Source organism: Spirosoma litoris (assembly GCF_054776755.1).
Genome location: NZ_BAAHBI010000002.1, coordinates 57,535 through 70,728, shown reverse-complemented (window position 1 = coordinate 70,728; position 13,194 = coordinate 57,535). Strand labels below are relative to the sequence as shown.

The window sequence follows — 13,194 nt, the reverse complement described above, 5'->3', positions numbered from 1 at the left end:
GTTCGTATTATTGTGCAAATGATATAGGCATGGAAACCAGTAGTGGTAAACTATCAGACTTTACACCCGATCAACAGAACGCCAACAAAGGCACAGAGTACGGCGGGCATTTGCTCGAAAAGTCGCTTAGACAATACGGGGCGGGTCGTTCCGTCTTAGCTGACAAACACGGCAATTTGATAGCGGGTAATAAGACCGCCGAAAAAGCCGCTGAGATTGGTATGGACGACGTTATTATCGTTCACACAGACGGTACTAAGCTGGTTGTCGTCCAACGCGACGATTTGGACTTAGACAGCAAAGAAGGGCGTGAACTGGCTTTGCTCGATAATAAGGTGAGCCAGGTAAACCTAGACTTCGATATAGATGTAGTTGGCTCTTTGGCGCTTGATTACGATATAGACGTAGAAAGTCTAGGATTTAGCGATAAGGACAATAAGAAGGCTAAGAAGGGCGGTAGTAATGATGAGTCGAATAGTGAACCCGAAAAACCGAAAGACGCTGATACGCCAATAACGTTTGGTCTTACCCCGCAACAGACGGCCCAACTCTTTAAGGCGTTAGAAACGGCCCGAATCGAAAACGACATTACCAATGCTCAGGGTGTGGCTAACGAATTGTCGCTTATGGTTATCGTTGACGAGTTCCTAGTGCGTCGTAGTTAATAACAGGTGAATAACAGGTGTAACAATGGAAAACAATAAGGTTCCAAATAGTGAAGGAACGCAATTTCCGCCCGGCCATTCTGGCAACCCAAACGGACGCCCTAAAGGCCATATAACTACTTTTCTTCAAGAGTTTGGTAACTCCGACGAGTTGGTATTTACGATTACCAAGACCTCAAACGGTACAAAATCAGAATCAACCGCGAGACTGTCAACGAATGGTACGCAGACCATAAACCAGGCTATAGCGGCCCGGTTGCTACAAATGGCGTTAGCGGGCGACATAAAGGCGATTAAGGAGATTCTAAACCGTACCGAGGGCCGTGTACCGCAACCGCTTAACATTGGCGGGCAATCCGCTAACCCAATGCGCGTAGTTACCTATATGCCAGATAATGGCCGCAGAAAACAGCAACCTTCGCCTAGCAATATTCCAGCCGACGAACCGCCAACCGATAGCGAAATATTTACACGCGAAAAATGTTAGCCCAAGAATATGGTGTTGCATTAGCGACAATAAAGGATATTATAGAACTCCAATCATGGAAACACTTAATGAAATAGAAATTCGCCCTCAGCTTGGACTACAAGAAGACCTTTTATCTTGCAAAGCAGATATAGCGGTCGTCGGTGGTTCGGCTGGGGGCGGCTGAATGGTAAGACCTTTGGCATGTTGCTAGACCCCTTGCATTATGCGATAGACACGCCCGATTTTGAATGTTTGTTCTTTCGTCGCACCTATCCCGAAATAACCAGCCCAGGCGGTTTACAAAGTACGAGCCAAAAGCTTTACCCATTGTACGGGGCGCAACCAATCGGTATGGAATGGCGGTTTCCGATTGGCGCTAAAATCTTCTTTCGGCACTTACAACATGAAAGCGACATTTATAAGTATCAAGGGTCACAGATTCAAGTTATCTATTTCGATGAGTTGACGCACTTTACCCGTACTCAATTTACCTATTTCTTTTCTCGAAACCGGAACCCAACCCAAAACGGTATAGAACCCTATATACGCGCTTCGTGCAACCCCGACCCCGATAGCTGGTTAGCTGAGTTTTTGAGTTGGTGGATAGATCAGGAAGAACTAACCGACGACGGATTACCAAACCCAAACTACGGCTTTCCAATCAAAGAGCGCGAAGGCGTATTACGTTATCTGACACTCGAAAACGACAATGAGGTTTGGGGCAACACAGCCCAAGAGGTTATCGACCAAGTGCCGCACCAGTTTTCGGGCAAAAATGCCGATACGCGCCCGCTATCGGTTACGTTTATTCCCGGCGATATATACGGCAATAAGATACTATTGGAGCAAGACCCGAAGTATTTAGGTTCGCTCTTGGCTATGTCCGCCGAAGAGCAGCAGAAGTTACTAAAGGGTAACTGGAAAGCCCGCGTTTCGCCTGATTCGCTCTATAACAGTGCCGCCGTTGGCTCGATTCATTCCAACTATCCACCCGCACACAATGGCCGCTATATTACTGCCGACATTGCCCGATTTGGTCACGACTGGACGGTAATCATGGTTTGGTTCGGTTGGGAAATCGTTGGCTGTATCGTAATGAAAGTGAACGATAGCCCCGAAGCGGTTAACGCGATTGAGTGGCTACGGAAACAGTTCGGCGTTATGGAACATGACGTAGTAGTCGATCAGAACGGCGTCGGTGGTGAAGTATTGGCCTTACGCCCAGGCTATCGGGGCTTTGTGAATCAGGCGCAACCGCTAAAGGATTTAACCGTTAAGGTTGTCGAAAACTACAAGAACCTGAAAACGCAGTGTTATTATAAGTCGTCATACCGGGTTAACGCGGGCGGGCTTCGCATGAGCCTGAATAATGATAATGTGTGGGTGTACGAAAGCGTACCTGTATCCGATAGCCCGACCAATAAAGCCTATAATCATTCAGTTAAAACGGGTTGTATGACCAAGCGGGGCGGGGCAACGGTCGATATACGCGACATTATCAAAAAGGAGCTACGAGCTATCAAGAAAATCGAAATGGATGCCGAAAAGAAACTACAGATTAACGACAAAGCCGAACAGAAGGTAATTCTAGGCGGTTGGTCGCCTGACTTTGCCGACTGTATAATGATGCGCGAATACTTCGAGCTGGTTAGACCGCCTAGAGAGATCAGAGGGGCCAATAACGATTAGGCATAGTAGTATTGAGTTGGAACCATCGAATAGCATTCCTAGCGGCTATGATAACTTCAACATCTTTCTTTATGCCTTCATATCGTTCTAGTACCTCGAAAACCCGATTGGTACGAGTATCGTACTTTACAAGTCCAATAGGTACGATATTATTAGCCTTTAATTCAAGCTCTAGTAACTCCTTTGCTTCTTTGGCATCCAAAACGGGGAAGAATTTATAGACGTTTTCAAACTTGTAGATAACTAGTATTTCCATGTTGCTAAGTTATTCAAAAGCCCGGTTAGTTGCCGGGCTTTAGTTTGTTTAGTTTTTCGTTACACAACTCAACGCCTTCTTTTATCAGCGAAATAGTTATAGACTTCTGATTGTCATTATTCCTATCGTTATGAACATTAGCTTCGATGCGTTGCAGTATGTCGCGCAAACGTCGAACATCTTTCTTTTTCATTTCTTAGCGAAGTTAAACCAGCCCGGCCAATAGGTTTGCTTTTGTATCATCCCGATTGGAACGACTAGCGTATCTTCGTCAAAGGCCGAGCGTCTAGCGGCTGACTGAATGACTCTAACCTTGAAAGGAAATTCGGGGATTTTCCAATCAAACTTATCTTGATACTCTTCCTTTAGCCCTGTTACCGTCGCTAATAGTGGCATAGTGTTTTATGCTTTTTAGTTATCCCCAAATCTACATAATCTTGCTTATATTCTTGCATATTTACCGTACTATTATTTTGAATATTTGCAATTATTTTGCAAAAAATATTTAGGGTTGTAAATAATTTCTATTTTTGTCGCAAATAGGTATCGACTACCGGCCCGTCGAAAACCTGATAATTCATTTTATCTCGTTTCCCGATGGTCTTTCAAGACTGTAGCGCAATCGCTACGAAACTCCAAATTGTAACGCCCGACGTATGCGCGACGTTATTGCAACAGTTTCGCCGGTTACTCATTCAGCGTTCCGGCAACGCGTCAACCGTTACGACTACGACGGCGCTAACACTGGCAACGTTTACCGCGCTTCTAGCCGCTACGGGTAATACAGCCATTAGCTCGATTCAATCGCTTTTGTACGAGCCTGACCTTGCCGGTTCTGAACCTGTAACGGTGGGTAGTAACGATAACAGTACGCCAGCGGGTCGTACTCAAATCGTAGGCGAAACAATCCCCAAGTTTACGGGCATGTTTACGGGTTTGTCGCCAGCTATGTTCAATCAGATTGACACGTTGTTTGCTGAGGGCCGCGCGTCGGCTGACATTGACCGGCTAACCGCTTATTTCCTGTGTGGAGACAATCAGTTACTAATGATGGCGTCAGGCGGTGGTATCCCAATTCGCGCCCCGTACATCGGCAACCCAACGGGCGGGCAGTTGCACAAGCTGACTCAGTTCAAAGTAGAATTTGAACTGTCAAAAAGCTGGTATGCCAATGCCGCCGTTTTGACGCTCCCGTTCAATCACTCGCTGTTAGTGAATCCGTAATCTGGCTTCGTTTTTCTCAACCTTTTAAACGAGTAACAAAAGTGAAAAAGCTAAAAGAAGTACACGTAGACGGTTGCGGTATTGGCTTGGGACGTATTGAAGACTTTGACGATGACCATGCCGACGCGATTCTAGCCGGTCAAGAAAAGACGGGCGTAAAACTTTGGGAGCTAGTACCCGATGAGTCAACCAGCAAAAAACAAAAGGCTGTAGAAGCCCCAACCTCAACGCCAGCCGCCTAAAACCTTGCTGACTCCCTACGACGACATAGTAACAAAATTCGATCATCGGGCCTTAGAAGCCGCGAAGCGAGACGACAACCGCCATAGGCTACATGCCGAAGCGGCTACGTCAGAAGCTACCGCGTCGCCGTATTTTAAGACTTGGTTTAAGGATTTTGTTACGAGTGTCATTGCATCGAAAAGCAAGCTAAAGCAGCTACGTAAGCAATTTATTTGGCCCCCGGTTTCGGTTGAACTTGTTGACGAGATCGTAGACATGGCGTCGGCGGTACACCATGCCGAAGACCGATTTATAAAGCTCGACTTTACCGACGCGTCGCTAGAGGCCGATTGGGAGCAATTCGCTGAAAAAGCAGCCATACAGCAGTTTATTACGCGTAACTGCCATTCGTCGCTATTTTCGCGCCCTAATTCGCTGGTTGTTATCGACCTGCCAGCGATTCAAGTAACCCCGTTTCCAGAGCCTTACGTATACCTATTGGCGTTAGACCGTGTACGGGCAATCAAGGCGCTGAACGGCCCTAGTGATTCGGGGTTACTTGAATTTGTCTGGTTTGATACCGACGTTCCGGGCGTTACGGCGCTGTTTGATACAGTCGATATTACGCTGTTTAAGCAGGATGCTACCGGAAAATGGCAGGAAATAACGGGCAGTAAAGTCGCCCACAATCAACCGTATTGCCCTGTTTTCAAGATGTGGGACGACGTAGAGGATAGCAATCCGCTAACGTCGAATACGATGCTACGGCCCTTGCTTGGTTTGTTGGATAGGTTGTTGTTTTGGGATTCGGGCGGGGAAAGTAACGACTTAGCCAGTGCGTTTATGATGCTTTGGTATCTGGAGAAAACAACCGATACCAGCAAACCAGCGCCCCCGTTGCAACTAGGTAGCCCCGGTTTGGTTCAGGACATACGGCCCGTAGGCACATTAGACGATGGTACACCTTACGCGCCCGTTCGGCAAACCGTATCGAACGAGCCGAAAGCCGATAACACGATTTACGGCCCCGGAACAACGTTACCTGTACCGGCTCCACAAACCAAAGAGGATGCCGATATGCGTCCCCCGGCTGGATTCATTGCGCCCCAAGTCGAAAACCTGAAATACATTGCCGATAAGGTTGTTAACCTTCGGCAACGGATTCGCCAAACGGCAACGGGTTACGACGGCGGTAGTACAGCGCAGCCAATCAACGAAACGCAGGTTATGCAGATTTTGGAGCGGTCGCGGCTAATCTATCAGTACCTAGCCGAACACTACGAAGTGCTGACAAAACGAATCCTGGATACAGTCGCGCGGTATCGTTACGGCGCGTATTTCAAGGGTTCGGCGGTTTCGCTAGGTCGCCGGGTAAGTCTATTAACGGGCGATCAACTAATAACGTTGTATCAAGCCGCAAAAGATGCGGGGTTGGGAGCTTGGTTGCTTGAAGAGTTAACGAAGCAGCAACAGGAGTACTTTGCCCGAACGGATGCCAGCCGCAAGCTTCGGTTTAAGGTAATGCGGGATTTAACCGATTACCCGAATCTAAGCCCCGATGAACTGTACAATCTTGGAATCAATACCAGCGACCCGGAAGGCTACACGATAGCTGTGTCGTTGCTTGGTTTTATCTACCGCTTTGAGCGCGAAAATGATTTGTCAATCGAACAATTCTGCAACGCGCCTGACTACGAAAATCGAATTTCTCAAATTAAAACTTCTTTTACACGCTATGGCAGCGAAAGAAAACCAGTCGAACCAATCGTCGGAAGCGCCAACCCCGCTAACGACCCAAACAACCCCAGAAACGGCGGCAAAGGTGGAAAATCAGGAGCCAAGCCAACCGGCAAAGGACGAGCCAGTGCAACCAAGTGAGCTAGTCGCCCAACAAGGCGAAGCGATGATACCCGCTAGTCAACTGGCTAGTATCATCAAAGATGCGGTTGCGGCTGGTATCGCAGCCCATACGGCCAACGAAAAGGCATTGGCTCAGGATGCCGCGACTGAAGCAGCAAAAAAGGCTGTCGGGGTTGCACCTTCGCTACCTGTAGCCGACGATCTGGTAACGGAGTCAGCTAAAAAAGCGGGCTTATTTGGTAATAAGGACAAAAAGAAGGAGTTCGATTTGTCTAAGCTGTTACCAACGCTGAAAGAGCTACCGAAAGACAAATATGTTATTGTCATTCAGAAGCACGATGTACTGTCAGATAAGTCAGTTCGCGAAGATACAACCGCTCGTCGGGCGCAAATCATCGAACCAGCCATGTACGATCAGTCGATTAAGCCAAATAAAACAACCGGCGAAGCGCCTTATGACGTGCTGTTCGGCAAACCCGGCGATGGTGGCGGCTACGTAACCGTTCACGAAGCGACCGAAGTAGACGCTTAATAAATCCTTTAAATCCGGTTGCAGTCAGACGATTGTAACCGGATTTAATCACTAGTTCAATCAATCAAAAACCCAAAAACGCGCCTACCGGCCCGACGCATCAAAATGGATATTACAGTAGAAAACATTGGCACAGTAGAGATTGACGAAGCCTTAGAAACGGCAATCCTAGATAAATTAGAAGCTAAGGCACAAGCTCGATTAGGTACAAAAGGCTTTGTAATCAAGCCCCAAACCGATTACGAAAACGAAATTAAAACTGCTTCGGAAACGGCTGTTAAAAAAGCAGTTGGCGAAGAAAGTGCAACGCTGTACGGTCGTATTGATTCGTTGGTTGCTATTGCATTGGGCGAAACAAAGCCCGACAAAATGCGTACCCGCGATTGGGTTGAGCAACTAGAAAAAGAAGGTAAGTTGCCTCTTTCCGAAGCGGCACTAACCAAAATTCGGGACTCAATAAACGGTTCGTCAAAAACGAAAGATACCGTTATCGAGCAACTAAAACAGCAAATCGAAGACAAGTCGAAGGCTGACGAAGCTAAAGACAAAGCCGCCTTTGAGAAAACGGTTAAAGCGGCTGTTAGTGCCGATTTGCGTACCGCGCCGGTTGTCATTGATGCCAGCTTGAAAGATGCGGCAGCAGTTGCTACAGCTAAAAATAGTGCGGTTGGCGTATTGAAAGAGTTGTTTTCGACTTTTTACGAAGGCAAGCAAGACGACGAAGGCGAAATGTACTTTGTAAAAAGAGGTACAGATAAGCCGTTGATGAATGCCGCCGAAAACCGGCCAATGACGCCTACCGAAATCATGCGGCAACAATACCCAATGTTGTTAACGCCAGTAGGACACGAACAAAAAGGCGGGGGGACTGGTAAGCCAGCGCCCGGCGTTCCTGGCGCATTCAAGTCGGCGGCTGAAATTCGCAAATACGCAATTGAAACAAAGGGCTTTGCGGCTTACTCAGACGAATATTATAAGTTCATAGAGGAGGAAACCAAGAAGCTATCTAAATAAACACGTAGGGAGTCCCGCGCAAGAAAGCGCCTACGCGTTGCCTACCGGCCCGGCAACAGCAACAGGGTAATTAATTCACCTTTTTGTAATGGCAAATGTCATAACAAACATGTTACTGCCTGACGTCATGGCCGACGTCAATCCGGGTTCGTTTGGTAAGCTCGAAAATCGAATGTCTCGATATGGGGCGTTGAACCTGTTTTATAATAACACGTCGGAATTGTTCGACGCGGACACATTGGCGAAGCTTCGCGCTACGCCGTACACCCGCTCGTTTAAAATTCCGATTATGAACAAGTACGACCACACGATTATAACGGTTCGTACTTGCGCGATTACGACGCAAGCGTTAGGCGTAACGCTGAAAACGGTTACTCGTTTCCACGTAGAGGTTGATTTCGACATTATTCCATCGGAGTACGCCAACAACTACATTTCCTATCAAAAAGCCCTTGCGCAAAAAATCCGCATGGCTAAAAAGGCAGTGTACAAGTATCTCGATACCATGTGTGCTACTTATTTGGATACGAACAAGGAAACGACACAGGTTATTGGCGCTAACCGTCTGTATACGGGCGTAGCGGGCGAATATCAGGTAACGAATACGCTAACCTTCTATAATAACCTGTTGGCGATTATGGAAGAAATGGACACGGACGGCCCCTATTTCGACCTGTTTAATACGGCGGCTTTGGCAGATCGTAACTGGCTCGAAAAACCGGGCGGGGGCGCAACCTACAATACGGCCGAGATTATGAAAACGGCGGATATTACCGAGTTTGAATACTCAAACCGGATTGCGGCTAGTTCAGGTCAACGCGGCATTCACTATGTCGGACCTCGTGGCTCTATCGGTATCGTCAATTTTATTGATCTGGATTACCAGGAAGCGCCTGACCTCAACACAATTGACCCAACCGACGAGAAAGACATTTCGGACGTTCGGTTCTGGGGCAAAATCAACGACAACGTGTATACCAACTGGCAGTGGGGCGTACAACAATTGCTTGACTGCTCAGGTGGCGCAAAAACGTATCAAGGTAAATTGGCCGCTGACTTCGCGTTAGTGTCTGATTTTACCAGCATAGTAGGTGAATCGCCTATCAAGCGATTTAGCATTATGAACGCTTAATAAGCGTAGGTTTTGGGTTTAAAGTTGGATTCGTTAAAGCCCTCTCTTGAAAATTAGAGGGGGCTTTTTTTTCTCTACTCAAATGGTCGATACAGCAACACTTACCAAAGAATTAACCGGGCTTATCGGCCTGTATCCGTCGCTAAATGGTGGGGGCGATCTGCCAGCCGTTTACCATCGTTCGCCGGAAGTCTATTTGCAAGCCGCGCACCAACTATTACGCCCGGAAATCCTGCAAGCTGTCGGCCCAAAGCTGTCGGAAGTTAGCCCGCAAGGCTACAAAGCTGATACACCGTATTTGCTGTATGATCTGGTAGTCGATGAGACAAGCGAAAATGGCGCAATGTACGAGTGCATACAGCCAAATACCGGCCAACCTCTAGCCAATACCGATTATTGGCGCAAGACGACGGCATTATCGGCCTGGTACGGACGAATTGAGCGCGACGCGATTACCAAACTTGTGTTACTGGCTTCGTCGGCCCCGCCTACGGTTCCGCTACTCGACAACCAGGCTTTGTTTAGCCGCGAAGGTAATGCGTCCGATACGCTTAACCGCTCAACCGACTTTAAAGGGTGGCAAATCGTCGTAAACGGACGCGATACGGTACTACCAATTATTCGACTTTCGTTTCAGTTTACGGGTACGCTTACCAATTTCCCGATCTACCTGTTTCATTCGACCCAAAACGAGCCGATTGCAACGTTTTTGTTTTCGGGAACCTCAGTAGGTCGAAGCTTGTGGCTCGATATACCAAAAGAGTTCTTATACCAGCGTGTCGGCGGCTACTACTTGCTAGGATATTTTGCTGAAGACTTGCCGAATGGCACATTTGCTATCGGTTCGCAGCGCCCGTTTACAATTGCCGGTTGCGGGGGTTGCGGGGGTGGAATCGATGCGGCTCTATACGACGCCCGCGCTCCGTATATCACGATTCAACCTATTTACGTGCCCAATCCGAGCCAATCGGGGCTAATGACTTGGGACGATACGAGTCATGTGCAGATAAGTAGCCAATCGTGGGGGCTTAACATGGTTATTTCGGCCAAATGCGACGCAACAAAGGCGGTTTTAGACAACAAAGAGCTATTTACGCAAGCTCTGTTGTATATGATTGCTGGAGACGTTTTACAGAATATGGCGACTAACGACCGGGTTAATGGTATCGCTAAAAACATGACGAGTCAGGCGTATATAGCCCTAAACGGTCAAAAGGAAAATAACGACTTCGGGATTAAAGGCGAACGGAAAGCAGCCATTAGCGACCTAAAAGACGCGCTATCTAAGATTAGTTCGTGTTTGCCAGCCGCACCCCGAAAAGGCATAAGCTTTGGTAGCGTTTGGGATGACTGAGTTAACGCCTTACAACTGCTTTGTAGCTCCGTTATTGCGAATAACAGCCGAGTTACTTGATTCGGTTTTAACCGATGTAATCGCGGCCAACGCCGTCTATATCGAAGATTTAAACCGGAAGCAGTTAAACCAGGGCATTCGTGCCGATGGTTCCGCAATTACGCCGTATTATAAACCACAAACGGTTGAAATAAAACGGGAAAAGGGCCAACTAACCGACCGGGTTAGGCTCTATGATACGGGCGCTTTTTACGAAAGCATTTTTACGGAAGTATTCGAGCAAGCTTTTGATTTGGACGCAACCGACGAAAAAACGGCAAGCCTAAAGGCAAAATACGGCTCCGATATTCTGGGATTAACGCCCGAAAACAAGCGGATTCTTGCCGACTATTTGAAACCGCAATTTATAGCCCAACTTAAAACCCGAATAGGATTATGAAAAAGAAAATCAGGTTTGATGATTTGGTAGATAGGGAACAGATACAACTAGAGATTAGTAAGCTTGCGGCTAATTCTCTTGCTTTCGCTAAGGAGGCTAAAAAGTGTATGGCGCCTTGCTCATTAGGCGATTTGATGGGCCATTGCGAGTGTTACCCCAAAACGACAAGCCAATGACTCCAGCACTAACCCCGCCTAGCCCGATCATTGCCGACCTAACCGGCGTTGACAACGTTATCGGCATAATCAAGCAAGAATTAAGCGCGTTGACCTGGCTTGAAAATTCATTAGGCCGCGTAAAGCCGGAATACAAAGCTAATAGTTCGTTGCCTGAACCCTGGATTTACAAAGCCGATGGCGAATACTACCAAGCTTACCCGAATGATACGCTAACCTCATTTTCGTGCTTGTATGCACACGAAGACGAGCAATTCGACCAATATGGGTTCTTTGGTAAACGCACGTTGTCGGCTATCGTTTGGGCTGATTTGAAAGCCTTACGTATCGACCCGCCAACACTTGAGGGTTTGAAGCAGGACGTTATTCAAAAGCTTCGCGGCCTGTATTGCGTAATGAGCGACAAAGGGTTTAAATCCTACGATCAGACCGTTTCGGGCGCTAATGCTGTCTATCCTAACTTCGATGTATCGGGGTTAGATAGCAAGTACTTGTCTTATCCATACGGCGGCTTTCGTATCGAAATGACCGTCCATTATACCAATCTTTGCAACCCAATTTAAGATGTACTCGTACCTTATTCTTTGCTCTCTCGTCGGTGTTACGGGCGTCTTGCTTTTTGAGAAATGGAAAGTAGACGACTATATGAACGTTCGCGGGGTTAAATGGTGGCCGCGCAATCCTTGCCTATTATGTCGCGGCTTCTGGATTGGGGCTATTGCATTCTGGTTGATGTTGCTGGAGCCGCGTTTGTTGTACGTATTCTTGCCGTTGGCCGCTATTCCGATACAACGAATTTTAACAAACCTAATCCTTAATCGACTATGAGTATTTTAAGATTTGTCGGCTGTTGCTTATTGTTTTCAATGTCTGGAGCCATTTGGGAAACACCAAATAATCAACCATACGTAAAGGTTGTACTATTGTTTACCTGTATCGCTGTTGCATTATACATCTCTAAAGACGACGACTAATGCACACGCTAACCTTACCGCGCGGGGTTATCGAATTACACGATTCGCCCCGCAAATTGCCAGAATCCCGACGCGTCGAATTTGATTACTATTCTTTGATTGAATCAGGAATAGGGTCGTCAATTCAGGATATAGATAGGCATTTCGAGCCGCTAATGTTGATTTTAGGTAGCGACGACCTACAGGCCCAAACGAACGCAGTAAACAACATTCGGTATCTGTTTTTTGGGCTTCTACACAAGCAAATTAGCCCGAAGTCGTTAGCCTTTGCCGCGCTCGTTGAAACCGTAAACGGGAAACGTTGGGACGATTACACTGAAGAAGGTTTACAGGGTCTAGTTCTGAAATTATCCCAAATGGGATTGACACAGGAAATTATAGACGAGGTGTTACCCGAACTTAGAAAGGTAGAAGCGATCCCATTGCCGAGTGAAATAATTTTATATGATTCCGCTTACAAGCTACCCGAATCCCGCCGAACAGAATTTTCATACTATAACCTCATCCATTCGGCTATAGGATCAACCTTACAAGATTACGAGCGCAATTTTGATATTTTAGAAGTCTTAGTAGCGGCCAAAGAAATAGACGACACACTTACGGCTATCAATAATATCCGTTACCTGTTCTTTAATATTCTCCATAAACAAATTGCCCCCAACGTACTAGCGTTATCCTGTTTGGTTCGTACAGTAAATGGCGAACAGTGGGACGATTATTCACCCGAAGGCTTAGAGGAATTAGCTAGAAAATTAAGCGAGTTAGGGGTAAATCAAGAATGTGCAGGGGGTATAATTCCAGTTTACGAAAAGATTCTAAAGCCGCTACAACAACAATTCCCAAAGCAATTTCCTGATAGTCAAAAGGAAGTCAACCAACGCCTACAACGCGCCTTAATACTGACGCTTGACGAAATTATAGACCCCGATAACGCAACCTTAGAACATCGGAGAAAGTCAATCGAAAGCGAGTTTGTGGATGCTTTAAAGCCCCCGTTAATGGCCGGAAAAGGCTCTGTACCCGACTCTATCCATGAAGCCTACCGAAAGAATAAGTTTCTGTTATTAACGGAAGGGTTGCCCGTTGACGACCTAACGCCCGCAATTACATTTTGGTCATACATCTCCGATCTACAAGATAAGTACCGCCGTCAATCCGGTAAATAAAACTTACCCGGCTTCGCTACTG

16 protein-coding genes are annotated in these 13,194 nt (G+C 46.9%); 13 read left to right on the top strand and 3 right to left on the bottom strand.

Annotated features, from left to right (window positions below):
• Positions 1 to 29 precede the first annotated feature (29 nt).
• The 3 genes from ACYVGR_RS01100 (at position 30) to ACYVGR_RS01090 (ending at position 2,823) form a co-directional block, all read left to right on the top strand.
• Entirely contained in the window at positions 30 to 665 is a 636-nt protein-coding gene (locus ACYVGR_RS01100; RefSeq protein ID WP_460953215.1) for a ParB N-terminal domain-containing protein, read from the top strand.
• Positions 666 to 690: 25 nt separating this feature from the next.
• Positions 691 to 1,152, top strand: coding sequence for a DUF5681 domain-containing protein (locus tag ACYVGR_RS01095; RefSeq protein WP_460953213.1), 462 nt, complete (start codon positions 691 to 693; stop codon positions 1,150 to 1,152).
• Positions 1,153 to 1,269: 117 nt separating this feature from the next.
• A complete protein-coding gene (locus ACYVGR_RS01090) occupies positions 1,270 to 2,823 on the top strand; it encodes a terminase large subunit domain-containing protein (RefSeq protein WP_460953211.1) in 1,554 nt (517 codons plus the stop codon).
• Here ACYVGR_RS01090 and ACYVGR_RS01085 read toward each other — a convergent pair.
• The 3 genes from ACYVGR_RS01085 to ACYVGR_RS01075 are packed head-to-tail and all read right to left on the bottom strand — an operon-like array spanning position 2,801 to position 3,475.
• A complete protein-coding gene (locus tag ACYVGR_RS01085) occupies positions 2,801 to 3,079 on the bottom strand; it encodes a hypothetical protein (RefSeq protein ID WP_460953210.1) in 279 nt (92 codons plus the stop codon). The two genes, ACYVGR_RS01090 and ACYVGR_RS01085, sit on opposite strands and share 23 nt — an antisense overlap.
• Positions 3,080 to 3,104: 25 nt before the next feature.
• A complete protein-coding gene (locus ACYVGR_RS01080; RefSeq protein WP_460953208.1) occupies positions 3,105 to 3,272 on the bottom strand; it encodes a hypothetical protein in 168 nt (55 codons plus the stop codon).
• The gene (locus tag ACYVGR_RS01075; protein ID WP_460953206.1) at positions 3,269 to 3,475 is read right to left on the bottom strand and encodes a hypothetical protein; all 207 of its coding nucleotides are present in this window, start codon (positions 3,473 to 3,475) and stop codon (positions 3,269 to 3,271) included. Before ACYVGR_RS01075 ends, ACYVGR_RS01080 begins: the two co-directional genes overlap by 4 nt.
• A gap of 201 nt (positions 3,476 to 3,676) precedes the next feature.
• On the opposite strand from ACYVGR_RS01075, the gene ACYVGR_RS01070 reads away from it, so the two are divergent.
• The 10 genes from ACYVGR_RS01070 to ACYVGR_RS01025 all read left to right on the top strand — a co-directional run bounded on the left by ACYVGR_RS01070 (position 3,677) and on the right by ACYVGR_RS01025 (position 13,172).
• Positions 3,677 to 4,303: a hypothetical protein gene (locus tag ACYVGR_RS01070; protein WP_460953205.1), complete on the top strand. Its 627-nt coding sequence runs from the start codon at positions 3,677 to 3,679 to the stop codon at positions 4,301 to 4,303.
• 41 nt (positions 4,304 to 4,344) lie between these two features.
• Complete coding sequence (locus ACYVGR_RS01065) at positions 4,345 to 4,545, top strand: hypothetical protein (protein ID WP_460953204.1); 201 nt, start codon at positions 4,345 to 4,347, stop codon at positions 4,543 to 4,545.
• Positions 4,546 to 4,549: 4 nt separating this feature from the next.
• Positions 4,550 to 6,403 (top strand): hypothetical protein, encoded by a 1,854-nt coding sequence (locus tag ACYVGR_RS01060; RefSeq protein ID WP_460953202.1) that lies wholly within the window; start codon positions 4,550 to 4,552, stop codon positions 6,401 to 6,403.
• A gap of 619 nt (positions 6,404 to 7,022) precedes the next feature.
• On the top strand, positions 7,023 to 7,931 hold the full coding sequence (locus ACYVGR_RS01055; protein ID WP_460953201.1) for a hypothetical protein: 909 nt from the start codon (positions 7,023 to 7,025) through the stop codon (positions 7,929 to 7,931).
• 88 nt (positions 7,932 to 8,019) lie between these two features.
• A complete protein-coding gene (locus ACYVGR_RS01050) occupies positions 8,020 to 9,063 on the top strand; it encodes a hypothetical protein (protein WP_460953199.1) in 1,044 nt (347 codons plus the stop codon).
• An 82-nt stretch (positions 9,064 to 9,145) separates the two neighbouring features.
• A complete protein-coding gene (locus tag ACYVGR_RS01045; RefSeq protein WP_460953197.1) occupies positions 9,146 to 10,417 on the top strand; it encodes a hypothetical protein in 1,272 nt (423 codons plus the stop codon).
• Positions 10,410 to 10,856, top strand: a complete 447-nt coding sequence (locus ACYVGR_RS01040; RefSeq protein ID WP_460953195.1) for a hypothetical protein — start codon at positions 10,410 to 10,412, stop codon at positions 10,854 to 10,856. Before ACYVGR_RS01045 ends, ACYVGR_RS01040 begins: the two co-directional genes overlap by 8 nt.
• 172 nt (positions 10,857 to 11,028) lie before the next feature.
• Positions 11,029 to 11,595 carry a hypothetical protein gene (locus ACYVGR_RS01035; protein ID WP_460953194.1) on the top strand — a complete coding sequence of 189 codons (567 nt, stop codon included), beginning with the start codon at positions 11,029 to 11,031 and terminating at the stop codon, positions 11,593 to 11,595.
• Positions 11,596 to 11,724: 129 nt separating this feature from the next.
• Positions 11,725 to 11,850 (top strand): hypothetical protein, encoded by a 126-nt coding sequence (locus ACYVGR_RS01030; RefSeq protein ID WP_460953193.1) that lies wholly within the window; start codon positions 11,725 to 11,727, stop codon positions 11,848 to 11,850.
• Between the two features lie 155 nt (positions 11,851 to 12,005).
• A complete protein-coding gene (locus ACYVGR_RS01025; RefSeq protein WP_460953192.1) occupies positions 12,006 to 13,172 on the top strand; it encodes a hypothetical protein in 1,167 nt (388 codons plus the stop codon).
• Positions 13,173 to 13,194 lie beyond the last annotated feature (22 nt).